This is a genomic window from Citrobacter sp. Cf136 (genome assembly GCF_030333815.1).
Lineage (GTDB): Bacteria > Pseudomonadota > Gammaproteobacteria > Enterobacterales > Enterobacteriaceae > Citrobacter > Citrobacter freundii.
The window spans coordinates 105,060-130,515 of record NZ_JAOWFE010000039.1 but is presented as its reverse complement, the minus strand read 5'-3'; the positions used below and the strand labels follow the sequence as shown (position 1 = coordinate 130,515).

Below are 25,456 nucleotides of genomic sequence, written 5' to 3'. Positions count from 1 at the left end.
ATCCATCAACGCCTTGCAATTCAGGAGAGGTATGACGATGTCATTAGAAGTGTTTGAGAAACTGGAAGCAAAAGTACAGCAGGCGATTGATACCATCACGTTGTTACAGATGGAAATCGAAGAGCTGAAAGAAAAGAACAACTCACTGTCGCAGGAAGTTCAGACTGCACAGCAGCAGCGTGAAGAGCTGGAGCGTGAGAACAACAACCTGAAAGAACAGCAGAATGGCTGGCAGGATCGTCTGCATGCCCTGCTGGGTCGTATGGAAGAAGTCTAATTACGCTTCATCTTTCGTGCCGTAGCTGCGTTGGCTGCGCTCAGTTACCCCAGTCACGTAGTTTACTACGCTCCTGGGGATACCTTCGTTTGCCGCCTTGCTACAACACGAAACCTCTTGCGTAATCGTTCCTGTGTAGGCCGGATAAGGCGTAAGCCGTCATCCGGCAATACAATCGTTTTACCGCAACACAACGTTAATTTCAGGCATTCAAACCCCCATCTACGTCCAGACCGGTGCCGGAAATCTGCCCAGCCGCTGGGCTTACCAGAAACGTCACCGCCGCTGCAACATCCTCCGGTGTTCCGTAATGCCCTGTCGCAATAAGCTGCCGTTGGGATTCTGCCTGCTCGCCATCTGCCGGGTTCATATCACTGTCAGTTGGGCCGGGATGGACAAGATTAACGGTAATACCCCGTGGGCCGAGATCGCGAGCCAGGCCACGGGTTAGCGAGTTGAGCGCTGATTTAGTCATCGCGTAGACGGCAATCCCCGGCTGGGCGACGCGGTTGGCAAGACAACTGCCAATATTGATGATTCGCCCACCTTCAGGGAGATGCGGTAGCGCGGCCTGTATGGCAACTACCACGCCACGGATGTTCACGTTAATCAATGCGTCGATGTCCTCCAGTGACAGCGACTCCAGCGGGCCGCCGCGTGCGATCCCTGCGTTGTTGACCAGGATATCCAGTCCTCCGAGTGACTGTACCGTGCGGTTTACGGCATTCTGAATCGCCTGAGCGTCTGCACTGTTTGCCTGAATCGCCTCACCATGGCGGCCAAGTGCTGTAATTTCATCGGCAACGGCCTGGGCTTTCTCCGCAGATTTTTCATAGGTTATAACAACATCAGCACCGGCTTTCGCCAGCGACAGTGCAATGGCGCGCCCTAATCCACGACTGGCTCCGGTGACCAGCGCTTTTTTACCTGTCAGATCGATATGCATGATGACCTCGTGATGAGAGTGATGAGATTCATCATTAGGTATAGAGAGAGTTTTTTCTTCGTCAATGCGCAGGATGGGGGAATCGGAAGGGGAAAATGGCAAAAGAGGCACTGGAGATTTTCAGAAGCGAAAAAAAGCCAGTCAGTTGTTTAACCGACTGGCATCACACCGAATTGCGGTGTTTTCTTTACTCGATATCGAGCGGGTCTTCGGAGAGGATTATCCCGGTGTTGTCGGCGTACAGGTGGTCTCCAGAGAAGAACGTTACACCGCCAAAGTTGACGCGCACATCGCTTTCCCCAATACCTTCCCCTGCGGCACCGACCGGAATTGCGGCAATCGCCTGAATGCCGATATCCAGTTCTTCCAGGTCGTCTACCTGACGGACTGAGCCGTAGATGACCAGACCTTCCCATTCATTCTGTACGGCCAGTCGAGCCAGTTCGGCATCGACCAGCGCACGACGGACAGAACCACCGCCATCGACCAGCAGAATGCGACCACGGCCGTTTTGTTCGAGCAGATCGTACAGCAACCCGTTGTCCTCGAAACATTTTACCGTGATGATTTGTCCGCCAAACGACGACCGTCCTCCAAAGTTAGAGAACAGTGGTTCCACGACGTTGACATCTTCCTGATAGATGTCACAAAGCTCGGATGTATCGTATTTCATAGGCTCAACGTTCAGTTGCTGCGAGAATTTTTAGTATATCGCGCTATGTGTACTGTTGGCAAAATCATCAATTGTTAATTGATATTTGTCAGTTAAAGAGACCACTGACTTAAGAAAATTCCAACGACAAACAGCAGGTTAGTTAACAATGCCGCTTTTACGGTGCGTTCCAGCATTGGGCGCATTGCCGCAGGATCCATCTCACGCATCACGTATCGCGCCTGTTTAATCAGCAGCGGAGCGGCGAGGATAAACAGCCATCCCCACAGGCTTTGCAGTGAGAACAGGTTAAACAGGGCCAGGCAGACCAGCGTGCCCATCAGCAGACAGGCGTGGTAGCGGCGGGCATTGACAGCGCCTAAACGCACGACCAGCGTGTTCTTGCCGTTCTCTCTGTCGCTGTTGATATCGCGCAGATTGTTGACGTTGAGCACGGCAGTAGCCAGCAGGCCGCAGGCGGTAGCAGGCAGAATGAGCGCTGGAATCAACGTATGCGCCTGCAGATACCAGCTTCCCATAACGCTCAGCCAGCCGAAGAACACCAGCACGGAAATATCGCCCAGACCGATATATCCGTAAGGGCGATTGCCTACGGTATAGGTGATTGCGGCGATGATCGACAGGCCGCCGAGCACCAGGAAGCCGACAAAATCTGCCAGCGTGTGACAGGCCACAGCAACCAGGGCCAGACCGGACAGGCAGATCAAGACCACGGTGACGATCAGCGCCCGCTTCATCTGCTGTTGGGTGATGACCCCTTTTTGCATACCGCGCAGCGGTCCTATGCGGTCGGGCTTGTCGCTGCCTTTGACGGCATCGCCATAGTCGTTAGCGAGATTGGACAGAATTTGCAGTAATCCCGCCGTAATCAATGCCAGCAGAGCAACCAGCGGATTGAAGTATCCTTGCCACCATGCTAATGCCGTACCGACGATGATCGCCGCGAAGGCGAGCGGTAAGGTCTTGGGTCGTAAACTTTCCAGCCAGGCTTGTGAGCGGCTAATTTGTTGTTGTTCAGTCATATTTAGCGCCAATAAAAATGGGGCTTTATCAGCCCCATCAACAGTGATGAAAATGCATTGAACGCGATTATAGGATAAAACGGCTCAGATCTTCATCTGCGACCAGCGCATCCAGATGTTTGCTCACATATTCGGCATCAATTGTGATGCTTTGGCCGTTCAAATCGCTCGCATCATAGGAAATATCTTCCATCAGACGTTCCAGAACGGTGTGCAGACGACGCGCACCGATGTTTTCGGTGGTTTCGTTAACCTGCCAGGCTGCTTCGGCAATGCGTTTAATGCCCGATTCGGTGAAGTTAATGTCCACACCCTCGGTCGCCATCAGCGCTTTGTACTGGACGGTGATGGAGGCATTCGGTTCGGTAAGGATACGCTCAAAATCGCTGGTGGTCAGCGCCTGAAGTTCCACACGAATCGGCAGACGACCCTGCAGTTCCGGGATCAGGTCGGACGGTTTCGCCACCTGGAATGCGCCAGAGGCGATAAACAGGATGTGATCGGTTTTCACCATGCCGTGCTTGGTGGACACCGTGCAGCCTTCAACCAGCGGCAGCAGGTCGCGCTGTACGCCTTCGCGGGACACGTCCGGGCCGGAGGATTCACCGCGTTTACAGATTTTGTCGATTTCGTCGATAAACACGATCCCGTGCTGCTCAACGGCGTCGATAGCTTCTTGTTTCAGCTCTTCCGGGTTCACCAGTTTGGCCGCTTCTTCTTCAATCAGCAGTTTCATCGCGTCTTTGATTTTCAGCTTACGCGGTTTTTGCTTCTGACCGCCCAGGTTCTGGAACATGGACTGCAGCTGGCTGGTCATCTCTTCCATTCCCGGAGGCGCCATAATTTCAACGCCCATCGGTGCGGCCGCGAGATCGATTTCGATCTCTTTATCATCCAGCTGGCCTTCACGCAGTTTTTTACGGAACGCCTGACGCGCTGCAGAAGGTTCCTGCGGCTGTTCAGACTGTCCCCAGTTATTTTTAGCCGGTGGGATCAGCACGTCGAGAATGCGCTCTTCCGCCATCTCTTCAGCACGGAAGCGGTTTTTCTCGATTGCCTGAACGCGAACCATCTTAATGGCAGCATCGGTCAGATCGCGGATGATCGAGTCAACTTCTTTACCAACATAGCCAACTTCGGTGAATTTGGTTGCTTCAACTTTGATGAACGGCGCGTTGGCCAGTTTTGCCAGGCGACGGGCGATTTCGGTTTTACCGACGCCGGTCGGGCCAATCATCAGAATGTTTTTCGGCGTGACTTCATGGCGCAACTCTTCGTTGAGCTGCATACGACGCCAGCGGTTACGCAGGGCAATCGCCACGGAACGCTTAGCGTTATCCTGGCCGATGATGTGTTTGTTCAGTTCGCTGACAATTTCGCGTGGGGTCATTTCAGACATGGGGGATCCTTACGCTTTGGAGTTCAATTCTTCGATGGTATGGAAGTGGTTGGTATAAATGCAGATATCCCCTGCAATATCCAACGCTTTCTCAGCAATCTCGCGTGCGCCAAGCTCGGTGTTTTCCAGCAGAGCGCGTGCAGCAGCCTGGGCGTAGGGACCGCCGGAGCCGATGGCAATCAGATCGTTTTCTGGCTGGATGACGTCGCCGTTACCGGTGATGATGAGCGATGCCGTTTCATCTGCGACGGCCAGCAGCGCTTCGAGTTTGCGCAGCATACGGTCTGTACGCCAGTCTTTTGCCAGTTCAACGGCAGCCTTCACCAGGTGACCCTGGTGCATTTCCAGCTTGCGTTCAAACAGTTCAAACAGCGTGAATGCATCCGCAGTACCGCCCGCAAAGCCCGCGATGACTTTGTCGTTGTAAAGACGGCGGACTTTCTTCACGTTGCCTTTCATTACGGTGTTACCCAGTGTGGCCTGACCATCACCGGCGATTACCACATGGCCGTTACGGCGTACGCTTACTATTGTTGTCACGAGCAGACCCCTTGGTTACAAATGCAATGTACAGGCCCCGCACAGTGTGCGGGGCGTAATGCAAGTATAGATGGGGGGGATTTTGGGGGTTTCAACCCCCGGTGGCGAGTCGAATGCAGTTTGTGTGACCAGCCACCTTCAGGCGGCTGATGGTGTTGTCGGCATTCTCTTTGCCTTTGACCGGACCAATGACCACGCGATTCCAGCCGTTATTGGTGGTAATACGCGAGTTGAACCCTTCAAAGGCCAGCTGCGCGCGCACGGTTTCTGCCTGCTCAGCGCCTTTAAATGACCCGCACTGAACCATCCAGCGGCGTTCATCTTTTTTCTCCGCCGTCTGTTTTGGCGGCTGCGTTTCATTCGTTATTGGCGCGGCCGGTTGCGTTTTCGGCTGAGCGGCGGTGGTATGCGCAGGCGTTTGCAGCAAATCCTGATACGGCTGTTGCGCCGCCGGTTTTGGCTGTGCTTTCGGCTGCTGTACCGGCGCGGTTTGCGCCGTACGCGTTTGCGGCTGCTGGTACGGCTGTTCCGTTGCCCGTTGGCGTGGCTGTTGAGCCTGCTGCTGCGTAGTGTTCCACTGCTGCTGTTGCACCTGACGTTGACGCTGCAGCGTTTGCTGGCGTTGCTCAGGCGTTTGTTCGTTCCACGGTACTTCGTTGAGCTGCGTTGGCTGTTGACGCATATCAGCCTGCATCTGCGCCAACAACTGGCGCTGCTCATTGGTTAATTGGTCGGCGTTCAGCACCTCGCCGCCGGCAGACGGTTCGGTAGGCGCACGTACGCCAGGCTGACGGCTTTCCAGCTCTTTAATGTATCGCCAGCGCTCTTCCGGTTTTGGCGGGATGCCATTACCGGTGACTTTCTGGTTTTGCAGCGTTTCGGACTCTTCTTTCTTGTGATGCGTAATGAAGTACAGACCACCGATAAAGGTCACGAGTACGGCTGCAGCAATAGCAACCATTGCGGGCGATACCGCAGGCGTATTGCGTTGTTTTTTCCGTGATGTGCTCTTCTTGCGCCGCGAAGGTGCCGGTTGGCCGCGACGTACATAATCTCGTTGTGCCACTATCGTTTCGCTGTATTTATTCGTTCGTCAGCCCGCCATGTTACTTAAGCGGCGGGCCTTTGACCAGACAGGGGAGTCCGAAAGCACTTTACTTTACGTCAGTGCCCGGGTAGTACCCCGAATAATAAGCTCGCAGTCCAGTAAACGTGAGCCACTGCTGACGTTCTGTCCTTGTAATTGATCGAGCAGTAACAGCATAGCTTCACGTCCGATATCGAAACGCGGCTGTGCGACGGTTGTCAGGGGTGGATCACAAAATTCCGCGAGCGAAATGTTATCGAAGCCGATAATCGATAAATCGTCGGGCACCTTCAGACCATGACGTTTGGCGTAAGAGAGGGCGCCAAGCGCCATGACATCGCTGTGACAAAAGACCGCGGTAGGCGGCTGTGGTAGCGCCAGGAGCTGTTTAAGCGCATTGGCCCCCGCTTCATAGGTAAAGTCACCGCGCGCGATGAAATGCGGATCGACCGTAATTCCGCTGCGACGTAGTGCCTGAACGTAACCTTGCAGACGATAATGGCACAGCGGCATATCTTCGGGCCCGGCGATACAGCCAATGCGTTTATGCCCCAGTTCCAGCAGATAGTTCATCGCGTTGAAGGCGGCGGTGAGGTTATCAATGTGCACGGTGGGCAGTTCCAGCTCTGGCGCGAACTCGTTGGACATAACCATCGGTGGCAAGTTGCGTTGCTCTTCCACGCTGGCATCAAACGGCAGGCGCGAGCTGAGCAGCACCATGCCATCGATCTGCTTGGTAATTATGAGGTTGAGGAAGGTCTTTTCCTGCTGGTTCTGGTGCGCGCAATCGCCGATAAGCACCAGATATCCCTGTTCTGCGGCGGTGACTTCGATGCCACGAATCACTTCGCTAAAAAATGGATCGCAGATATCCGGCACAATCACCAGAATGGTACGCGACTCATTACGCTTAACGTTACGTCCCATTGATTGGGGTAAATATCCCACTTCAAGCGCTGCCTGCTCAACCTTGTTACGGGTTGACTGCGAGACTTTGTCTGGGTTCATTAATGCGCGGGATACGGTTGCCGTTGAGACTTTCGCCTTCAGAGCAACATCTTTCATCGTAGCGGCGGCAACCTGCTTATTCGGTTTCACTCTTTCTCCTCGCCAGAGAGCTGCTGGCACAGACTCGTCCTTGAATAGCCTTCATCTGAAACATTTTTATCAGATAGTGAATGGAAGCGGTTACAGAATTTTCATAAAAAGTGTGATGGATATTTAATTTTACGATCCGCCTCGCATCGTGAGGGATTATCCCTCGATGGGATCGACATCCAGCACCCATTTAACCTTACGTGCATCGGGTAACGTATTAATCAGCGCCAGCGTTCCGCTGACGATATGCTGCAGGCGAATTCGCGACGGGTGCTGCAACAAAATTTGCCAGCGATAGCGACCGCCACGTTTGGGCGCCAGGGCGGGAACTGGACCTAACACCCACAGTTTTTCATCGGCCAGCGGACTGGCCTGAATCAGATTTCGTAACTGCTGTAAGAACATCGGCGCATGCTGGTTGTTGTGATCTTCTGCCCGCACGATCACATGGCTGGTCCATGGGGGAAGCTGGAGCGTTTGTCGCTCTGCCAGCGCCTGCTCGGCAAAGGCGTCATACCCTTTATACAGCAAGGTTTGCAGCAGCGGATGTTCAGGGTGGTGCGTTTGCAGTACCACTTCGCCCTGCTTCCCGGCGCGGCCGGCACGCCCGGAAACCTGCGTGTAGAGCTGGGCGAAGCGTTCTGCCGACCGGAAATCTGCGGAGAACAGCGCGCCGTCAACGTCCAGCAGCGCCACCAGGGTGACGTCCGGGAAATGGTGGCCTTTCGCCAGCATTTGCGTGCCGATCAGGATTCGCGCGCCGCCGCGATGCACTTCTGCCAGATGCTGCTCCAGCGAGCCTTTGCGGCTGGTAGTGTCGCGATCGATGCGTGAGATTGGCACGCCGGGGAAAAAAGGCGCCAGAGCCTGCTCAAGCTGTTCGGTGCCGAGTCCTACCGGAACCATGTGCGTTGAGCCGCAGGAAGGGCATTGACGCGGTATCGGACGCTGACTGTCGCAGTGATGGCAGCGCAGATGGTGCTGCGCCTGATGCAGCGTGTAGTAGTGATCGCAGCGCGGGCATTCAGCAATCCAGCCACAGTCGTGGCACAGCAGGGCAGGCGCAAAACCCCGGCGGTTTAAAAACAGGATCACCTGGTTATCCGCTTGCAGATGCTGACGCATACGGGCGATAAGCGCAGGGGCGAGCCCGGCCTGTACCTGCTGACCCTTGAGATCCAGCACGTGCTGAATGGCTGGGCGTGCATTCCCGGCACGGCGCGTCAGGCGCAACATGCGGTATTTTTTCTGCCGCACGTTGCACAGCGTTTCCAGCGCAGGGGTGGCTGAGCCGAGAATGATGGGAATTTGTTCGCTATGGGCGCGATAAACCGCGAGGTCGCGCGCATGATAACGCCAGCCTTCCTGCTGTTTATAAGAGCTGTCGTGCTCTTCGTCGATGACAATCACGCCCAGATTTTTAAACGGCGTAAACAGCGACGAGCGCGTGCCGATAACAATTGCCGCTTCACCATTTTTCGCCTTCAGCCATGCCGAAAGACGTTCACTGTCATTTAAACCCGAGTGCAGAACTTCGACCGGCGCATTGAAGCGTTCGCGAAAACGGGCAATAGTTTGCGGCGTCAGGCCAATCTCCGGCACCATTACCAGTGCCTGTTTGCCCTGAGCGAGCACATTTTCCAGTACGCTTAAATAGACCTCTGTTTTACCCGATCCCGTCACGCCCGCTAATAGCCAGGCGCTAAAACTGTCAGATGCGCTGTGGATCGCCCCGACGGCGGTGGCCTGTTCGGTATTCAGCCGCAGACGCTCACCGGAAACCGCGTAGTGCGTACGCCAGTCGCTAAAGCCTGGCGTTTCGCTCGCAAGCTCGCACAGCCCTTTTTTCCGCAGTGCCTGTAATGCGGCGTCATTAAATTCCAGTTCAGCCACCTGGTCGCGCCAGATTTTTCCCTGGCGTAGCGCAGCCAGCGCCTGTTGCTGCTTGGGAGAACGCTTCAGGCTGTTGAGGTCAATAACCTGGCCTTCTTCAGTGGCAAACCAGTACCACATGGGCGCGTTTGTCGCCGGACGTCCCTGGCGCAGTAAAATTGGCAGAGCGTGAAACAGTACGTCACCGATAGGATGATGATAATAATCCGCCGCCCACAACAGCAGACGCCAGACAGAGGTTGAGTAGACCGGTTCGCTGTCCAGCACTTCGAGAACGGCTTTCAATTCGCTCCGCGGTAGTTCACTGTGCTCGCTGACGGACAGGACGATACCCACGCGCTCCTGCTGCTTGCCAAAAGGCACGCGTACACGACACCCGGCTTTGGCGCTCAAGCCTTCCGGCAGGAGGTAGTCAAAGGTGCGAGGTAGCGGAACAGGTAAGGCAACGTGCGCAACGGGCATTGAATCATCCTGACTTGAAATCTGGCGGGTTAGTATACACATTAGTGGAGGGTAGAATGCGGATCAGTTTGCATGAGCAGGTTAATTTCTGTATGATTCGCCGCCTTTGATACAAATTTGTATCACTGACCTATACTATTAACATCGCGTGGTGTCTGGCGTTAGGGCTGGAAGAGCGACGCGGCCTTAAACCGAGGTTTTCCCATGAAAAAAGATATTCACCCGAAATACGAAGAAATTACTGCAAACTGCTCTTGCGGTAACGTCATTAAAATCCGCTCTACTGTCGGTCACGATCTGAACCTCGACGTGTGCAGCAAGTGCCACCCGTTCTATACTGGCAAGCAGCGTGATGTTGCTACCGGTGGCCGTGTTGATCGCTTCAACAAGCGTTTCAGCATCCCAGGCAGCAAGTAAGTTTCAGCTGTCAGAAAAAAGCGCCTTATGGCGCTTTTTTTGTATCTGCGCTTGAAGACTAAAATTTATATTGATGTGTTGAATAGTGTTTTTTTGTTTAATAAATGAAACATCGTTTTTGTTTTTTAGGTAAAATGTTTCCACTGGTGATCTGCGTCATTTTTATCTTCTGATTTCTGCCACTCATGCCAATTGTTGGCAAAATACCAAAGGTTTCTGCTTTCTTTCTAAAATACACTTTCCTGGAAATATAAAATTATTCTTAATCCTTCATCGTTTCCCATTAATGGACGGGACGAGATGGGTAATTTACGTTGTTGAGTGTGAAGAGGGATTGTCATGAAATTTAAATCTGCGTTATTACTGATTCCATTATTCTCTGCGGCCGCACAAGCGGGTTATGTTGATTACCGGCATGAATATTATGACGATGGGCGTAATTACGATCGTGTTTATATGTCTCACCGTTTTGCGACTGGTTTTGGTGTCGCAGTCGAAGCCATTTCACGTTCCGAAGATACGCAATCTAATGATGCGTGGAATAATATGGAAAGTAATGGCAACGAGTATACTGCAAGCTACCAGTTTACCTGGCGGGAGCTTATCTGGCAGCCAGGTATTGCGATCGAAACGGGCGATAACATCACGATTTATAAACCTTACATCCGCGTGCAGTACAACATTAACGACAGCTGGTGGACCGCGTTCCGCTATCGTCAGGAGTACATGCGCAGAAACACTGACGGCAAAGATGACCGCATGGTCTATCGTCCGGAAGCCTGGCTTGGTTATAACGTCAATGACTGGATGTTTGAGCTAAATGGTATTTATAAAATTGCCGATAGCGAAGATTTATATAACAACCGGAAAGATGATTATGAATATAACTTCCGCGTGGCGTATAAACTAGGCTCCTGGGTTCCATTTGTTGAGGTTGGTAACGTTTCCTCGGGTTATAACACAACAACGACTGACGATCGTCAGACCCGTTATCGTGTCGGTCTTGGTTATAACTTCTAACCGGTAATAGTTTTCATATCGACTGATTACATCGATAAGCATAGTTTGTGTGAATAATATGTCTAAGGAGTTGACATCATGTCTAATGATGGAACTATTATCGGAAATAATGAAACCACTGCCGTCAGACCTTTCGGAATTCGAGATAAAATTGGTTATTTATGTGGTGACCTCGGAACCTGTTTTATTCTTGGCTTAGTTAATAGTTTTTTAATGATTTATTACACTAACGTCCTCGGTATTTCCGGCGTTATCGTTGGCTCACTCTATTTTGTGACCAAACTCTTTGATGCGTTCGTTGATGTTGGTGTAGGGCGCTTATGCGATACCTCTAAATTGACGGTACATGGACGTTTTAACCCGTGGGTGCGTCGCATGAAGTATCCATTTTGCATCATTGCAGTTGTCCTGTTCCTGCCGTTTGTGAATGATTTTTCTTATACGGCGAAAATTATCTACATCTGTTGCTCCTATTTCATTTACGGTTCGCTGTTATCGACCGTGAGTATTCCGTACGGTGCTATGTCTGCGGCGATTAGCTCGAATCCGGATGATCGTGTCTCGCTGTCAACCTGGCGCAGCGTTGGGTCAGCTATCGGCGGTGGGGCAACTGGCTTTTTCATTCCGATCCTGATGTACACCACCCTAGTGGACGGAAGCCAAGTGATTTCCGGGCAACACTTCTTCTGGATTTCCATTGGTTGCGCAGTGCTGGGCTTTATCTTTTTATCCTTGACCTGTCAGTTAACGACCGAACGCGTGCGTGTGGAGAGAAAAGAGAGCATGCCCGTTTCGGTGTTGCTGAAGGGACTGGCACGCAATAAGGCGCTGATTGTTTTAGTGGTTGTGGATTTGCTGATTGTGATTAATCAGGGATTGTCCGGTACTAATATGACTTACCTGTTTAATGACTATTTCCACAATAAAGAGGCGATGTCAGTCGCGTTGCTGTTTACCTTTGGTTCCCTGGTTTTGCTGGCACCATCGGCATCCTGGCTCACGAAGCGGTTTGGTAAAAAAGAGGCCAGCGTCGGCGCGCTACTCTTTGCAGTAGCGATGTATTTGATTATGTACTTCATCCACATTACCGACGCGAAAGTCTATTTGGTTTTCCTGTTCCTGGCGACGTTGGGGGCCGGACTATTCAACCTGATGATTTGGGCGTTTATGACCGATGTTTGTGATTATCACCAGTATGTCACCGGCGATCGCGAGGATGGTACCGTCTATGGTGTGAACTTCTTTGCCCGCAAGGTTGGTCAGGCGTGTGCAGGGGCCATTGGCGGCTTTATGTTGGCCATCATTGGTTATCAATCATCGTCAACAGGTGGCGCTGTGCAAACCAGCATTGTGCAGGAAAATATTTATACGATGGCGAATCTCTTGCCGGCACTATGCCTGTTTTTGGCGGCGGTCATTCTGATTTATTTCTATCCATTGAACCGTAAAGAGACGCTCAAAATGGAAGAGACATTGAATAAACTCAATGGTATCAGTAAGTAACATAGCGAGAATCGGCGGGAGCAATCCCGCCTTTTCTCATCTGTTCTAACAATCAGTATTCCCACGTTTCCGGGTTGATACCCAGTTCACGCATGATTACCTTTGCTTCTTCCGGGATTTCATCACTGCGCTCTTTACGCAGGTCTTCATCGTTGGGTAATGGTTGCCCGGTAAAAGCATGCAGAAACGCTTCACACAGCAGTTCGCTGTTGGTGGCGTGGCGCAGGTTATTCACCTGACGACGCGTGCGTTCATCGGTAAGGATTTTTAACACCTTCAGAGGAATGGAAACCGTAATTTTTTTGACTTGCTCACTCTTCTTACCGTGCTCAGCGTATGGGCTGATATATTCGCCGCTCCATTCAGCCATGAGATACCTAATCCTCTTTGTCATTAATATTGAGGCCAGAACCTGAGCCCGGACCATAATTGTGCGTAGTTTATCGTAGTGGCGCGGCCCTGACACGAAGTAGCCGACGCAGATGTACGCTAATGCATATAATTTTAACGGCTATTTCCAGTTTGCTCAATCTATACGCAAAGAAGTTTAGATGTCCAGATGTATTGACGGCTATAGTAACAATGATTACTCTGGTGCCTGACTTTTCACCGACTCAGCCAGGATCTTCTCAATATGACGCGTAAACAGGCCACCATCGCAGTGCGTAGCGGGTTAAATGACGACGAACAGTACGGTTGCGTTGTCCCGCCGATTCACCTCTCCAGCACCTATAACTTTACCGGATTTAATGAACCCCGTGCTCATGACTATTCGCGTCGCGGCAACCCAACGCGCGATGTCGTTCAGCGTGCGCTGGCGGAACTGGAAGGTGGTGCAGGTGCTGTACTGACCAATACTGGCATGTCGGCGATTCATTTGGTGACCACTGTCTTCCTTAAGCCTGGCGATCTGCTGGTTGCACCGCACGACTGCTACGGCGGGAGCTACCGACTGTTTGACAGTCTGGCAAAGCGTGGCTGTTACCGCGTCCTGTTTGTTGATCAAGGAGATGAGCAGGCATTGCAGGCCGCATTGGCGGAAAAACCGAAGCTGGTGCTGGTAGAAAGCCCAAGCAACCCGCTGCTGCGCGTGGTGGATATTGCGAAAATCTGCCAGCTGGCGCGCGAGGCTGGCGCGGTCAGCGTGGTGGACAACACTTTTTTAAGCCCGGCACTGCAAAATCCACTGGCATTAGGCGCCGATCTGGTGTTGCATTCATGCACGAAATATTTAAACGGTCACTCAGACGTGGTGGCTGGTGTTGTGATAGCGAAAGATCCGGAAACGGTCACTGAACTGGCATGGTGGGCGAATAATATTGGTGTGACCGGCGGCGCGTTTGATAGTTATCTGCTGTTGCGCGGCCTGCGTACTTTGTCTCCTCGTATGGAGGTGGCGCAACGTAATGCTCAGGCGATAGTCGATTATCTGCAAACTCAGCCGCTGGTGAAAAAATTGTATCACCCGTCATTGCCGGATAATCAGGGCCATAAGATTGCTGCGCGTCAGCAAAATGGCTTTGGCGCGATGTTAAGTTTTGAACTGGATGGCGATGAGCAAACGCTGCGCCGTTTCCTCGGCGGGTTGTCATTGTTTACGCTGGCGGAATCGTTAGGGGGCGTTGAAAGTCTGATCTCCCACGCCGCAACCATGACACACGCGGGCATGGCACCAGAAGCGCGTGCTGCTGCCGGAATTTCCGAAACGCTGCTGCGTATCTCCACCGGTATTGAAGATGGCGAAGATTTAATTGCCGACCTGGAAAATGGCTTCCGGGCTGCAAACAAGGGGTAAACATGAGTGTGATTGCGCAGGCAGGGGCGAAGGGTCGTCAACTGCACAAATTTGGTGGTAGTAGTCTGGCAGATGTGAAATGTTATCTGCGTGTCGCAGGCATTATGGCGGATTACTCGCAGCCTGATGACATGATGGTTGTTTCAGCCGCAGGCAGTACCACTAACCAGTTGATTAGCTGGCTGAAATTAAGCCAGACCGATCGCCTTTCTGCGCATCAGGTTCAACAGGCGTTACGTCGCTATCAAAGTGAGCTTATCAGCGGTTTGTTACCTCCCGAGGTGGCGGATGGACTGATTGGCGCGTTTATTCACGATCTGGAACGCCTGGCTGGGTTACTCGACAGCGGCGTGAACGATGCCGTCTATGCTGAGGTTGTTGGGCATGGCGAGGTATGGTCCGCGCGTTTGATGTCTGCCGTCCTTAATCAACAGGGGCTGGAGTCGGCCTGGCTGGATGCGCGCGATTTTTTACGTGCTGAACGCGGTGCCCAGCCGCAGGTAGATGAAGGTCTTTCTTACCCATTACTGCAGCAACTGTTGGCGCAGCATCCGGGTAAACGCCTGGTGGTTACCGGCTTTATTAGCCGCAGCAATGCCGGTGAAACAGTGCTACTGGGGCGTAACGGTTCTGACTACTCGGCGACGCAGGTTGGTGCGTTGGCGGGCGTTTCCCGAGTAACCATCTGGAGTGATGTCGCCGGGGTTTACAGCGCGGATCCGCGTAAAGTAAAAGACGCCTGTTTGCTGCCGCTGTTGCGTCTGGATGAAGCCAGCGAGCTGGCGCGTCTGGCGGCACCGGTTCTCCATGCCCGTACCTTACAGCCGGTTTCCGGTAGCGATATCGATCTCCAGTTGCGTTGTAGCTATACCCCAGAGCAGGGTTCAACGCGTATTGAGCGAGTACTGGCCTCCGGTACCGGGGCGCGTATTGTGACCAGTCATGATGACGTCTGCCTGATTGAGTTTCTGGTTCCGACTGGCCAGGATTTTAAGCTGGCTTATAAAGAGATTGACCAGGTTTTAAAACGTAGCCAGGTGCGTCCGCTGGCAGTGGGCGTGCATCCTGACCGCCAGCTATTGCAATTTTGCTACACCTCCGAAGTCGCTGACAGCGCGCTGAAAATTCTGGATGAAGCTGGCCTGCCAGGCGAGCTGCGTCTGCGCCAGGGGCTGGCGCTGGTGGCGATGGTCGGGGCGGGCGTCACCCGTAATCCGCTGCACTGCCACCGTTTCTGGCAACAGTTGAAAGGTCAGCCGGTTGAATTCACCTGGCAGTCGGAAGAGGGCATCAGCCTGGTCGCGGTACTGCGTACTGGGCCAACGGAGAGCCTGATTCAGGGTCTGCATCAGTCAATCTTCCGTGCTGAAAAACGCATTGGTCTGGTGTTGTTTGGCAAAGGCAACATTGGGTCGCGCTGGCTGGAGCTGTTCGCTCGCGAGCAGAGCACGCTCTCGGCGCGTACCGGATTAGAGTTTGTGCTGGCGGGTGTGGTTGATAGCCGTCGTAGCCTGCTGAATTACGAAGGGCTGGATGCCAGCCGCGCGTTAGCTTTCTTTGATGACGAGGCGGTAGAGCAGGATGAAGAGTCTCTATTCCTGTGGATGCGTGCTCACCCGTATGATGATTTAGTGGTGCTGGATGTGACCGCGAGCGAGCAACTGGCGGATCAGTATCTGGATTTTGCCAGCCATGGTTTCCACGTCATCAGCGCCAACAAACTGGCCGGGGCGAGCAGCAGTAATAATTACCGCCAGATTCATGACGCTTTCGAAAAAACGGGTCGCCACTGGTTATATAACGCCACCGTGGGTGCAGGTTTGCCGATCAACCATACCGTGCGCGATCTGATTGATAGTGGCGATACCATTTTGTCGATCAGCGGGATCTTCTCCGGCACGTTGTCGTGGTTGTTCCTGCAATTTGATGGCACGGTCCCATTCACCGATCTGGTGGATCAGGCATGGCAACAGGGTCTGACTGAACCCGATCCGCGCGTAGATCTTTCCGGCAAAGATGTGATGCGTAAGCTGGTGATTCTGGCGCGTGAAGCGGGTTACGACATCGAACCGGACCAGGTTCGCGTGGAATCGCTGGTGCCTGCGCATTGTGAAGAAGGCTCTATTGACCATTTCTTTGAGAATGGCGATGAGCTGAACGAGCAGATGGTGCAGCGTCTGGAAGCGGCGCGTGAAATGGGGCTGGTGCTGCGCCATGTGGCGCGTTTTGATGCTAACGGCAAAGCTCGCGTTGGTGTTGAAGCGGTTCGCCCTGAACACCCGCTGGCGGCGCTGTTGCCGTGCGATAACGTATTCGCCATAGAGAGCCGCTGGTATCGCGATAACCCGCTGGTGATCCGTGGACCGGGCGCGGGCCGTGACGTTACCGCTGGGGCGATTCAGTCTGACATCAACCGTTTGGCGCAGTTGCTGTAGTTTGTGTTGCCGGATGGCGCTTACGCTTATCCGGCCTACATATGGCATGAACCGTAGGCCGGGTAAGCGGCAGCGCCACCGGGCAAATTCAAGGCGTTGTATTTATCCGCCAGCGTCCTTATCGTCTGAAACACCGAATGAGCCGAGTAACGGGCGCTATCCCGAAACTCCGCCTGCTGCTGTAACCAGGCGAGAAAATGGTGGCCTGCCGCCAGTGTGATTGACGCCCCTTTTTCAACCTGACCCTCCGTTAACAGACACACCATTTTGCGTGTGTCTCCTTGTTGCCAAATTTGCCACTGGTTTTGCCACCACCCCTGCCAGGTTTTACCCAGCAATCGCCAGGGCAGTGTGCACTTATCGCTAGTGATCTCTTCATCAATAAACCAAAGCGAAGCGTGATGATCGCGATATTGCTGCGCCCATGCGGTAATCGCCGCGCCGCGCAGAAAACATTCGTGGGCAATAATGTGCGTTTTTACCTCAGGACAGAGATGGCTCAGTATGCGGAAATGTCCGTGCGCGGTAATGACCGGGCGTAAAACTGCACCATTGGCATTTCGTTTGAGCATGGCACTGCCGTACTGGATTTCATCAAACTGGCTGCGGCGTAAAAACAGGGTTTCCCTCTGTCTTACTCGTTCAACGATATCGTCATGAATGACCGCGGGTTCAACGTTGTTACGCCAGCGGTATCGTAATGTATCCCCTACGAGATGGGGCGTGAAATTACTGGAAATATGCAAAATATTGCCGCGAATAGCGTCAAAACTGAGTAATACATAAAGTTTCTGGTCGGTGCAGGCTCCCTGAAAAGGGACGATTAAGGGAACCGTCGCTATTTGTTCTGGTGGAACAATGGTGGTGAGCGGCTGCTGCTTTGGTGTCCAGACTTGTTTGCAGCTCCGGCACTGAACGCGTTGGCTGCCCTGAGGATTATGCCCATAGAGGATGGTTTCCCGCTGATAACATCGCGGGCAAAAATGACCGCTTTGGGCGGCAAAATCCGTTAAATATGCTGACAACCATCCACCAAACTGTTCCTCATTAAACAGCGGGGGATAGCTGCCGCATGCCCGGCAATGCAGCGCAGCATAACCCAACCGATACTCGGGCCAGCTGTAATCTGGTGAGCTCGCCAGCCCCAGATTTTTACAGCCGAAGGACTTACAGCAATTGATGGTGAACAGTGACGTCATCGTATTACCAACGATTTTTAATGGTCGTTGATTTTGACCCGTGACTATCACCAGTGGATGTGAGTGTTCTCACATAAAAAAACCTTTCAGAACGTAACGTAGCGATTCTTTATATGACTGAAAGGGATTGATTATGAAGTTAAAAATGCTTGCTGTTGGTGTTCTGGTATCGTTGCCGCTTTGGGCGAGTGCCAAAGATGTCACGATTATCTATACCAATGATCTTCACGCCCACGTTGAACCTTATAAAGTCCCATGGATTGCTAATGGCACGCGTGATATTGGTGGTTGGGCTAATATCACGACGATGGTGAAGCAGGAAAAAACGAAAAATAGCGCCACCTGGTTTTTTGATGCCGGTGATTATTTTACCGGGCCGTATATCAGCAGCCTGACCAAGGGTAAGGCGATTATCGATATCATGAATACCATGAATTTTGATGCTGTAACCATGGGTAATCATGAATTCGATCACGGTTGGGATAACACGCTACTACAACTGAGTCAGGCGAAATTCCCCATCGTGCAGGGTAATATTTTTTATCAGAACAGCAGCAAAATGTTCTGGGATAAGCCTTACACCATTATTGAAAAAGATGGCGTGAAGATTGGTGTGATTGGCCTGCACGGCGTGTTTGCTTTTGATGATACGGTTTCTGCTGCGACACGTGTCGGTATTGAAGCGCGGGATGAAGTGAAGTGGTTGCAACGCTATATCGATGAGCTTAAAGGTAAAGTCGATCTCACTGTGGCGCTGATCCATGAAGGTACGCCAGCGCGTCAGTCTAGCCAGGGAAGTACAGATGTGCGCCGTGCATTGGATAAAGACATCCAGACCGCAGGTCAGGTAAAGGGGCTGGATGTCCTGATTACCGGCCATGCGCATGTGGGCACGCCGGAGCCGATTAAAGTCGGTAACACTCTGATTCTTTCTACCGACAGCGGCGGTATTGATGTGGGTAAACTGGTGCTGGATTATCAGCAGAAACCGCATCAATTTACCGTGAAGAACTTCGAGCTGAAGACCATTTATGCTGATGAGTGGCAGCCAGACCCGCAGACGAAACAGGTCATTGATGGCTGGAATAAAAAGCTTGATAAGGTGGTACAACAGACGGTTGCAAACTCTCCGGTTGAGCTGACGCGTGCTTACGGTGAATCTTCTTCGTTGGGCAATCTGGCGGCGGATGCGTTGCTGGTGGCGGCAGGTAAAGATACTCAATTAGCGCTCACTAATTCGGGCGGTATCCGTAATGAAATCCCAGCAGGTGCTATCACGATGGGGGCAGTCATTAGCACCTTCCCGTTCCCCAACGAGCTGGCAACAATGGATCTCACCGGTAAACAGTTGCGTAGCCTGATGGAGCACGGCGCGGGTTTAAGCAACGGTGTATTGCAGGTGTCCAAAGGACTGGAGATGAAGTATGACAGCAGTAAACCAGTCGGTCAGCGCGTCACCGTACTAACGTTAAACGGTAAACCGATTGAGGATGCCACGGTTTATCACATAGCCACCAATAGCTTCCTGGCAGACGGCGGTGATGGTTTTACGGCATTTACCGAAGGAAAAACGCGAAATACCTCCGGAGGTTACTATGTCTCTAATGCTGTCGTTGACTATTTCAAGGCGGGAAATACGCTGACGGATGAACAGCTTAAAGGCATGCGTGTGGCAGATGTGAAACCATAGTGAGCTCAGGCCAGCAGACAATCCGCTGGCCTGTTGTTTTAGCCTCTGTGAGAGGCAAACACCTCTTTCGCGGCGAACAAACCATTGAGTGCGGCAGGGAAGCCGGCATATACGGCCATCTGCATAATCACTTCAACGATCTCATCCTGCGTTAAACCAACGTGTAATGCCGCGCCAATATGCACTTTCAACTGCGGGGCAGCATTGCCCATTGCCGTTAAAGCGGCGACAGTGGCAATTTCTCGGCTGCGCAGGTCCAGACCTGGACGTGCATAGATGTCGCCAAACGGAAATTCCAGCAGGTAGCGGGCAAAATCCGGCGCGATATCCTTCAGGCTCTCAACGACGGCCTCTCCCCCTTTACCATCTACCTGTTGCAGCATTTTCTGGCCGGTAATAAAACGTTCTGATTCCATGATTTTTCCCTCGTAGGTGTGGCGTATGGCGAGAGAATAGGGGGCGTAGAATGATTTGGATAATACCGTTTCCGTGATACCTTTTAGGTATGACAACATCGCCATTACACTCTCTGGATATTCGTCTACTGCGCTACTTTTCCGTAGTAGCGGAAGAGAACAATATAAGCCGGGCTGCGCAGCGCTTGTTCATGTCGCAACCGCCGTTGAGCCGCCACATTCGCCAGCTTGAAGATCGCCTGGGGGTCACGCTGTTTGTCCGTCATACCCGCGGATTAACGCTGACGGAGGACGGCCAGCGCGTACTTGAAATGGTGCGCCCGCTGCTTGATCTTCAGGACAAAACCTACGCTGCGTTGAGTCAATTAACGCAAGTCGGGGAGCCATCTCTGCGCTTAGGGTTAAGCACGGCGTTTGAACAGGGCGTTTTTGCTGCGCTTGAGTCACAGCTGACTACGCATGCGCAGAAGCGACATATTGTCCGTCATGGTTCGCCTGAACTCGCGCGTCTGGTGCATCGTGGAAAGCTGGATGCCGCGCTGGTGGCGTTACCGCTTGAGACTTCGGGGCTTAGCGTCACGCCGCTCGGCTGGCAAGAATCGATGATCGTCGCCTTACCCGCGCTCTGGCCAGAGGCGGCGCTGCCTTCGCTCTCGTTAATGTCGCTGAGCCACCGACCACTGTTCTGGTTCAAACGTGAACGTAACCCCGCCTTTTTTGATTACACCCGACATATTTTTAGTCATGCCGGTTACTCTCCTGCCTGTATTGAAGAACCGCTGGAACATGACGTGTTGTTGGCGCGGATCGCGCAGGGTGACGGTCTGAGCCTGCTTCCGGCCTCCTTTTCCGCTATCCAACGTCGGGGGGTGATATTCCTGCCGCTTACCGATACCGAATTGTGTATTAGCACGGGGTTGCTGATGCTGCCTGAAAACGTAAAAAAATTAGCATGGCTGCAGACGGTCATGGCGCAATCCCTCATCAATTCAGACTGATGTGAATTTTTTTCACGTTGGCTGAGTATTCCTCACCTTTAGCGATGATTTTTGTGTTGACGCCAGCATGCTTTTCCGTCATTTTTACATCTAGACGTCTAAACGTATAGCAGTTCACAACACAACATATAACGACAAAAGATTGATGAGGTAAGGTATGAGCTTTTTTCACGCCAACCAGCGGGAAGCCCTGAATCAGAGCCTGGCAGAAGTTGCCGGTCAGATTAACGTTTCATTTGAGTTTTTCCCGCCGCGCACCAGTGAAATGGAGCAAACCCTGTGGAACTCCATCGATCGCCTGAGCAGCCTGAAGCCGAAGTTTGTTTCAGTCACTTACGGTGCAAACTCTGGTGAGCGCGACCGTACGCACAGCATTATTAAAGGCATTAAGGATCGCACTGGCCTTGAAGCGGCTCCGCACCTGACCTGTATTGATGCAACCCGCGATGAGCTGCGGACTATTGCTCAGGACTACTGGAACAACGGTATTCGTCATATTGTTGCCCTGCGCGGTGACCTGCCGCCGGGAAGCGGTAAACCGGATATGTATGCTTCTGACCTGGTGACGCTACTGAAAGACGTTGCAGACTTTGATATCTCCGTTGCGGCTTACCCGGAAGTGCACCCGGAAGCGAAGAGCGCTCAGGCCGATCTGCTGAACCTGAAGCGTAAGGTTGATGCCGGTGCGAACCGTGCGATTACCCAGTTCTTCTTCGATGTAGAAAGCTATCTGCGCTTTCGTGATCGCTGTGTGTCTGCGGGAATCGACGTGGAAATTATTCCGGGTATCCTGCCAGTCTCCAACTTTAAGCAGGCGAAAAAATTTGCCGACATGACCAACGTCCGCATTCCGGCGTGGATGTCGACCATGTTTGATGGTCTGGATGATGACGCGGAAACCCGCAAGCTGGTGGGCGCTAATATCGCCATGGACATGGTGAAGATTCTCAGCCGCGAAGGGGTGAAGGATTTTCACTTCTATACCCTTAATCGTGCCGAGATGAGCTACGCTATTTGTCACACACTGGGTGTAAGACCGAACTAAACAGATCCCAGCCCTCTACGGAGGGCTTTTTGTTGATCATTTTGATCTACATCTCTGTAACGTAAAATATAAAAGGAATTAGCTATCGAATCTGTGGGTTTTTTCGACTATATCTTATCTCTGGTGGTGTATATCGTAGTCAGAACACTGTAAAGGGAGCATATAGATGAGCATGTCCGACGATAGCCAGAACACATCAACTGCCGGTAAGTGTCCTTTTCATCAGGGCGGTCACGACCAGAGCGCGGGAGCAGGAACGAACAACCGCGACTGGTGGCCAAATCAACTGCGCGTTGATCTTTTAAACCAACATTCCAACCGTTCTAACCCGCTGGGTGAGGACTTCGACTACCGCAAAGAGTTTAGCAAACTCGACTACTCTGCCCTGAAAGGGGATCTCAGAGCCCTTCTGTCCGAATCTCAACCGTGGTGGCCCGCTGACTGGGGAACCTATGCTGGATTGTTTATCCGCATGGCATGGCACGGTGCAGGGACCTATCGCTCCATCGATGGACGCGGTGGCGCGGGTCGCGGACAGCAGCGTTTTGCACCACTGAACTCCTGGCCGGACAACGTAAGCCTTGATAAAGCGCGTCGTCTGCTGTGGCCAATCAAGCAGAAATATGGCCAGAAAATTTCCTGGGCCGACCTGTTTATCCTCGCGGGTAACGTGGCGCTGGAAAACTCCGGCTTCCGCACCTTCGGCTTTGGTGCTGGTCGTGAAGATGTCTGGGAACCGGATCTCGACGTAAACTGGGGTGATGAAAAAGCCTGGCTGACTCACCGTCACCCGGAAGAACTGGCCAAAGCGCCGTTGGGCGCAACCGAAATGGGCCTTATCTATGTGAACCCGGAAGGACCGGACCATAGCGGCGAACCGCTTTCAGCGGCAGCGGCTATTCGCGCGACCTTCGGTAATATGGGTATGAACGACGAAGAAACCGTGGCGCTGATTGGCGGTGGTCATACGTTGGGCAAAACCCACGGCGCTGCACCGGCTTCGCACGTAGGCGCCGATCCTGAATCCGCACCGATTGAAGCACAGGGCCTGGGCTGGGCGAGCAGCTACGGCAGCGGCGCGGGCGCGGATGCCATTACATCCGGTCTGGAAGTGGTCTGGACGCAGACGCCAACCCAATGGAGCAACTATTTCTTCGAGAACCTGTTCAAATACGAGTGGGTACAAACTCGCAGTCCGGCAGGCGCTATTCAGTTTGAAGCGGTTGACGCGCCAGAAATTATTCCTGATCCGTTTGATCCATCGAAAAAACGTAAGCCGACGATGCTGGTTACCGACCTGACACTGCGTTTCGATCCTGAGTTCGAGAAAATCTCCCGCCGTTTCCTGAACGATCCGCAGGCGTTCAACGAAGCATTTGCTCGTGCGTGGTTCAAACTGACGCACCGTGATATGGGGCCAAAAGCGCGTTACATCGGACCGGAAGTGCCAAAAGAAGATTTGATTTGGCAAGACCCGCTGCCACATGCGTTCTTCAACCCAAGCGAAGAAGATATCCTGAAACTGAAAGCGACCATTGCCGCTTCCGGGCTGTCCGTGGGCGAACTGGTATCAGTAGCATGGGCGTCGGCATCGACTTTCCGCGGTGGGGATAAACGTGGCGGCGCTAACGGTGCGCGTCTGGCGCTGGATCCACAGCGCGGCTGGGATGTGAATGCCACCGCAGCACGCGTTCTGCCTGTGCTGGAAGGGATTTATAAGTCTGCCCATACCGCCTCGTTGGCCGATATTATCGTGCTGGCAGGTGTTGTCGGCATCGAGCAGGCGGCAAGTGCTGCGGGTGTCAGCATTAAGGTACCTTTTGCGCCGGGCCGCGTGGATGCGCGCCAGGATCAAACGGATATTGAGATGTTTGAACTGCTTGAGCCGATCGCCGATGGCTTCCGTAACTACCGCGCCCGTCCTGACGTATCGACCACCGAGTCGCTGCTGATCGATAAAGCACAGCAGCTGACGCTAACCGCACCGGAAATGACCGTGCTGGTGGGCGGTATGCGCGTACTGGGCACCAACTTTGATGGTAGCCAGCACGGTGTCTTTACCGATCGTCCAGGCGTACTCAGCACTGACTTCTTCGTCAATCTGCTGGATATGCGCCATGAGTGGAAGGCGGTTGATGAGTCACAAGAGCTGTTTGAAGGTCGTGACCGTCTGAGTGGCGAAGTAAAATACACCGCAACCCGCGCCGATCTGGTGTTTGGTTCTAACTCTGTGCTGCGCGCAGTGGCTGAAGTCTATGCCTGTAGCGATGCCCACGAGAAGTTCGTGAGAGATTTCGTTGCCGCATGGGTGAAAGTGATGAACCTGGATCGTTTCGATCTGCTGTAACAGACGATGCCGGATGCCGCTTGCGCGGGTCCGGCATGGTAGGAATAAAAAATCCCCGCATTTGCGGGGATTTTCTATTTGCAGGTTATTCCCACTCTTGCAGGTAACGTTGACCGTACTGGTCAGCCACAAGCAGGGCGGCATACACCTGGTCCGGCGTTGCGCCGCCAGGCATGTTGTGGATGGTTTCGCCTTCGGCACAGGCTGCCTCAGCCACAATGCGCATTTTCGCCTGAATATCCTGTTTGATATCCAGTTGCGCCAGGGTAATCGGCAAGCCAACGGAATGGCACAGCGCGGCAACGGTTTCAATTTCATCGACCGGCGCGTTTTCCAGCACCAACTGCGTCAGCGTACCGAAAGCCACTTTCTCGCCGTGGTAATAATGATGTGCATCCGGGATTGCGGTCAGACCGTTATGAATGGCGTGAGCCGCTGCCAGACCACCGCTTTCAAAACCGACGCCACTCAGATAGGTGTTGGCTTCAATAATGCGCTCCAGTGCTGGTGTAACCACGTGCTGCTCTGCAGCCAGCATCGCTTTTTCACCTTCTTCGATCAGCGTATTAAAGCACAGCTCTGCCAGCGCCAGCGCCGCCTGAGTACACTGACCGCCCGCCATTGTGGTTGCGCCGCTGCGTGAACAGGCACGCGCTTCGAACCAGGTCGCCAGCGCATCGCCAATACCCGCAGCTAACAGACGCGCCGGTGCGCCCGCGACAATTTTGGTATCAACAATGACCCTGTCCGGGTTATTGGGCAGCAGCAGATAGCGATCGAATTCACCGGCATCGGTGTAAATGACGGACAGCGCGCTGCACGGCGCATCGGTAGAAGCGATGGTTGGCGCAATGGCGACAGGCACGCCCATAAAGTGCGCCAGCGCTTTGGCGGTATCCAGCGTTTTACCGCCACCAATACCAAGTACTGCCGCACACTGCGCTTTTTCCGCTACGACGCGCAGACGGTCGATTTCGTTTTGTGAACATTCGCCGCCAAACGGTGCAATTTCCAGCGCCAGTCCGGCATCCTGGAAGCTTTTTTCCAGTGCACCCTGGGCAAAGCCTAAGACAAACTTGTCCCCAACGATCAGCCAGCGTTCTGCCAATGGTTTGAGGTAGCTGCCAAGACGGGTAATAACATCGGCACCCTGGATGTACTTACCAGGTGATTGAATAATGCGATCCATACTTT

General features: G+C 52.9%; 22 protein-coding genes. 10 read left to right on the top strand and 12 right to left on the bottom strand.

The genetic code is table 11. The features are described 5' to 3' along the window. The first annotated feature begins 31 nt into the window (after nucleotides 1-31). Nucleotides 32-277 carry a septal ring assembly protein ZapB gene (gene zapB, locus OGV98_RS18985; RefSeq protein WP_088732415.1) on the top strand — a complete coding sequence of 82 codons (246 nt, stop codon included), beginning with the start codon at nucleotides 32-34 and terminating at the stop codon, nucleotides 275-277. A gap of 202 nt (nucleotides 278-479) precedes the next feature. Here the strand turns inward: zapB and OGV98_RS18980 are convergent, their stop codons facing one another. The 8 genes from OGV98_RS18980 to priA form a co-directional block, all read right to left on the bottom strand. Then, nucleotides 480-1,223 carry an SDR family NAD(P)-dependent oxidoreductase gene (locus OGV98_RS18980; protein WP_044701846.1) on the bottom strand — a complete coding sequence of 248 codons (744 nt, stop codon included), beginning with the start codon at nucleotides 1,221-1,223 and terminating at the stop codon, nucleotides 480-482. 187 nt (nucleotides 1,224-1,410) lie between these two features. After that, nucleotides 1,411-1,896 (bottom strand): ribonuclease E activity regulator RraA, encoded by a 486-nt coding sequence (gene rraA / locus OGV98_RS18975; protein WP_003028798.1) that lies wholly within the window; start codon nucleotides 1,894-1,896, stop codon nucleotides 1,411-1,413. A gap of 92 nt (nucleotides 1,897-1,988) precedes the next feature. After that, nucleotides 1,989-2,918: a 1,4-dihydroxy-2-naphthoate polyprenyltransferase gene (gene menA / locus OGV98_RS18970; protein WP_003028801.1), complete on the bottom strand. Its 930-nt coding sequence runs from the start codon at nucleotides 2,916-2,918 to the stop codon at nucleotides 1,989-1,991. A gap of 67 nt (nucleotides 2,919-2,985) precedes the next feature. Next, nucleotides 2,986-4,317 (bottom strand): ATP-dependent protease ATPase subunit HslU, encoded by a 1,332-nt coding sequence (gene hslU / locus OGV98_RS18965; RefSeq protein ID WP_003028803.1) that lies wholly within the window; start codon nucleotides 4,315-4,317, stop codon nucleotides 2,986-2,988. A gap of 9 nt (nucleotides 4,318-4,326) precedes the next feature. Then, the gene (hslV, locus tag OGV98_RS18960) at nucleotides 4,327-4,857 is read right to left on the bottom strand and encodes an ATP-dependent protease subunit HslV (RefSeq protein ID WP_003028805.1); all 531 of its coding nucleotides are present in this window, start codon (nucleotides 4,855-4,857) and stop codon (nucleotides 4,327-4,329) included. A gap of 91 nt (nucleotides 4,858-4,948) precedes the next feature. Continuing rightward, entirely contained in the window at nucleotides 4,949-5,923 is a 975-nt protein-coding gene (gene ftsN, locus OGV98_RS18955) for a cell division protein FtsN (RefSeq protein ID WP_072058122.1), read from the bottom strand. 93 nt (nucleotides 5,924-6,016) lie between these two features. Then, the gene (gene cytR / locus OGV98_RS18950; protein WP_121572152.1) at nucleotides 6,017-7,042 is read right to left on the bottom strand and encodes a DNA-binding transcriptional regulator CytR; all 1,026 of its coding nucleotides are present in this window, start codon (nucleotides 7,040-7,042) and stop codon (nucleotides 6,017-6,019) included. Nucleotides 7,043-7,198: 156 nt separating this feature from the next. Next, nucleotides 7,199-9,397 carry a primosomal protein N' gene (gene priA, locus OGV98_RS18945; protein WP_061549320.1) on the bottom strand — a complete coding sequence of 733 codons (2,199 nt, stop codon included), beginning with the start codon at nucleotides 9,395-9,397 and terminating at the stop codon, nucleotides 7,199-7,201. Nucleotides 9,398-9,601: 204 nt separating this feature from the next. On the opposite strand from priA, the gene rpmE reads away from it, so the two are divergent. From rpmE to OGV98_RS18930, 3 genes are all read left to right on the top strand, one after another. Further along, the gene (rpmE, locus tag OGV98_RS18940) at nucleotides 9,602-9,814 is read left to right on the top strand and encodes a 50S ribosomal protein L31 (protein WP_003028810.1); all 213 of its coding nucleotides are present in this window, start codon (nucleotides 9,602-9,604) and stop codon (nucleotides 9,812-9,814) included. Between the two features lie 339 nt (nucleotides 9,815-10,153). After that, a complete protein-coding gene (locus OGV98_RS18935; protein ID WP_192468303.1) occupies nucleotides 10,154-10,834 on the top strand; it encodes an oligogalacturonate-specific porin KdgM family protein in 681 nt (226 codons plus the stop codon). 78 nt (nucleotides 10,835-10,912) lie between these two features. Next, nucleotides 10,913-12,337, top strand: coding sequence for an MFS transporter (locus OGV98_RS18930; protein WP_032950714.1), 1,425 nt, complete (start codon nucleotides 10,913-10,915; stop codon nucleotides 12,335-12,337). Between the two features lie 52 nt (nucleotides 12,338-12,389). Here the strand turns inward: OGV98_RS18930 and metJ are convergent, their stop codons facing one another. Continuing rightward, nucleotides 12,390-12,707: a met regulon transcriptional regulator MetJ gene (metJ, locus tag OGV98_RS18925; RefSeq protein WP_003028816.1), complete on the bottom strand. Its 318-nt coding sequence runs from the start codon at nucleotides 12,705-12,707 to the stop codon at nucleotides 12,390-12,392. 264 nt (nucleotides 12,708-12,971) lie between these two features. Between metJ and metB the strand changes: the two genes are divergently transcribed. Beyond that, nucleotides 12,972-14,132, top strand: coding sequence for a cystathionine gamma-synthase (gene metB, locus OGV98_RS18920; protein WP_202580879.1), 1,161 nt, complete (start codon nucleotides 12,972-12,974; stop codon nucleotides 14,130-14,132). Nucleotides 14,133-14,134: 2 nt separating this feature from the next. Then, a complete protein-coding gene (metL, locus tag OGV98_RS18915) occupies nucleotides 14,135-16,567 on the top strand; it encodes a bifunctional aspartate kinase/homoserine dehydrogenase II (RefSeq protein WP_202580878.1) in 2,433 nt (810 codons plus the stop codon). 35 nt (nucleotides 16,568-16,602) lie between these two features. On the opposite strand, the gene OGV98_RS18910 is transcribed toward metL, so the two are convergent. Then, on the bottom strand, nucleotides 16,603-17,766 hold the full coding sequence (locus OGV98_RS18910; RefSeq protein ID WP_202580877.1) for a cytoplasmic protein: 1,164 nt from the start codon (nucleotides 17,764-17,766) through the stop codon (nucleotides 16,603-16,605). Between the two features lie 133 nt (nucleotides 17,767-17,899). Between OGV98_RS18910 and OGV98_RS18905 the strand changes: the two genes are divergently transcribed. Continuing rightward, nucleotides 17,900-19,456 carry a bifunctional metallophosphatase/5'-nucleotidase gene (locus OGV98_RS18905; RefSeq protein WP_202580876.1) on the top strand — a complete coding sequence of 519 codons (1,557 nt, stop codon included), beginning with the start codon at nucleotides 17,900-17,902 and terminating at the stop codon, nucleotides 19,454-19,456. Between the two features lie 38 nt (nucleotides 19,457-19,494). Here the strand turns inward: OGV98_RS18905 and OGV98_RS18900 are convergent, their stop codons facing one another. After that, nucleotides 19,495-19,872, bottom strand: coding sequence for a carboxymuconolactone decarboxylase family protein (locus tag OGV98_RS18900; protein ID WP_003028825.1), 378 nt, complete (start codon nucleotides 19,870-19,872; stop codon nucleotides 19,495-19,497). An 89-nt stretch (nucleotides 19,873-19,961) separates the two neighbouring features. On the opposite strand from OGV98_RS18900, the gene OGV98_RS18895 reads away from it, so the two are divergent. From OGV98_RS18895 to katG, 3 genes are all read left to right on the top strand, one after another. Continuing rightward, nucleotides 19,962-20,870 carry a LysR family transcriptional regulator gene (locus OGV98_RS18895; protein WP_202580875.1) on the top strand — a complete coding sequence of 303 codons (909 nt, stop codon included), beginning with the start codon at nucleotides 19,962-19,964 and terminating at the stop codon, nucleotides 20,868-20,870. A 157-nt stretch (nucleotides 20,871-21,027) separates the two neighbouring features. Further along, nucleotides 21,028-21,915: a methylenetetrahydrofolate reductase gene (metF, locus tag OGV98_RS18890; RefSeq protein WP_003028830.1), complete on the top strand. Its 888-nt coding sequence runs from the start codon at nucleotides 21,028-21,030 to the stop codon at nucleotides 21,913-21,915. Nucleotides 21,916-22,081: 166 nt separating this feature from the next. Next, nucleotides 22,082-24,262, top strand: coding sequence for a catalase/peroxidase HPI (gene katG / locus OGV98_RS18885; protein WP_003028832.1), 2,181 nt, complete (start codon nucleotides 22,082-22,084; stop codon nucleotides 24,260-24,262). A gap of 85 nt (nucleotides 24,263-24,347) precedes the next feature. On the opposite strand, the gene gldA is transcribed toward katG, so the two are convergent. After that, nucleotides 24,348-25,451 carry a bifunctional L-1,2-propanediol dehydrogenase/glycerol dehydrogenase gene (gldA, locus tag OGV98_RS18880; protein ID WP_032950726.1) on the bottom strand — a complete coding sequence of 368 codons (1,104 nt, stop codon included), beginning with the start codon at nucleotides 25,449-25,451 and terminating at the stop codon, nucleotides 24,348-24,350. Nucleotides 25,452-25,456 lie beyond the last annotated feature (5 nt).

What these genes read in the sequence shown, in the direction of transcription:
- metB (WP_202580879.1), top strand. Translation starts at nt 12,972, where the DNA reads ATGACGCGTAAACAGGCCACCATCGCAGTGCGTAGCGGGTTAAATGAC.
- OGV98_RS18910 (WP_202580877.1), bottom strand. Translation starts at nt 17,766, where the DNA reads ATGACGTCACTGTTCACCATCAATTGCTGTAAGTCCTTCGGCTGTAAA.
- rraA (WP_003028798.1), bottom strand. Translation starts at nt 1,896, where the DNA reads ATGAAATACGATACATCCGAGCTTTGTGACATCTATCAGGAAGATGTC.
- priA (WP_061549320.1), bottom strand. Translation starts at nt 9,397, where the DNA reads ATGCCCGTTGCGCACGTTGCCTTACCTGTTCCGCTACCTCGCACCTTT.
- zapB (WP_088732415.1), top strand. Translation starts at nt 32, where the DNA reads ATGACGATGTCATTAGAAGTGTTTGAGAAACTGGAAGCAAAAGTACAG.
- menA (WP_003028801.1), bottom strand. Translation starts at nt 2,918, where the DNA reads ATGACTGAACAACAACAAATTAGCCGCTCACAAGCCTGGCTGGAAAGT.
- metJ (WP_003028816.1), bottom strand. Translation starts at nt 12,707, where the DNA reads ATGGCTGAATGGAGCGGCGAATATATCAGCCCATACGCTGAGCACGGT.
- OGV98_RS18905 (WP_202580876.1), top strand. Translation starts at nt 17,900, where the DNA reads ATGAAGTTAAAAATGCTTGCTGTTGGTGTTCTGGTATCGTTGCCGCTT.
- OGV98_RS18935 (WP_192468303.1), top strand. Translation starts at nt 10,154, where the DNA reads ATGAAATTTAAATCTGCGTTATTACTGATTCCATTATTCTCTGCGGCC.
- hslU (WP_003028803.1), bottom strand. Translation starts at nt 4,317, where the DNA reads ATGTCTGAAATGACCCCACGCGAAATTGTCAGCGAACTGAACAAACAC.
- OGV98_RS18980 (WP_044701846.1), bottom strand. Translation starts at nt 1,223, where the DNA reads ATGCATATCGATCTGACAGGTAAAAAAGCGCTGGTCACCGGAGCCAGT.
- rpmE (WP_003028810.1), top strand. Translation starts at nt 9,602, where the DNA reads ATGAAAAAAGATATTCACCCGAAATACGAAGAAATTACTGCAAACTGC.
- OGV98_RS18900 (WP_003028825.1), bottom strand. Translation starts at nt 19,872, where the DNA reads ATGGAATCAGAACGTTTTATTACCGGCCAGAAAATGCTGCAACAGGTA.
- OGV98_RS18930 (WP_032950714.1), top strand. Translation starts at nt 10,913, where the DNA reads ATGTCTAATGATGGAACTATTATCGGAAATAATGAAACCACTGCCGTC.
- metL (WP_202580878.1), top strand. Translation starts at nt 14,135, where the DNA reads ATGAGTGTGATTGCGCAGGCAGGGGCGAAGGGTCGTCAACTGCACAAA.
- gldA (WP_032950726.1), bottom strand. Translation starts at nt 25,451, where the DNA reads ATGGATCGCATTATTCAATCACCTGGTAAGTACATCCAGGGTGCCGAT.
- metF (WP_003028830.1), top strand. Translation starts at nt 21,028, where the DNA reads ATGAGCTTTTTTCACGCCAACCAGCGGGAAGCCCTGAATCAGAGCCTG.
- OGV98_RS18895 (WP_202580875.1), top strand. Translation starts at nt 19,962, where the DNA reads ATGACAACATCGCCATTACACTCTCTGGATATTCGTCTACTGCGCTAC.
- katG (WP_003028832.1), top strand. Translation starts at nt 22,082, where the DNA reads ATGAGCATGTCCGACGATAGCCAGAACACATCAACTGCCGGTAAGTGT.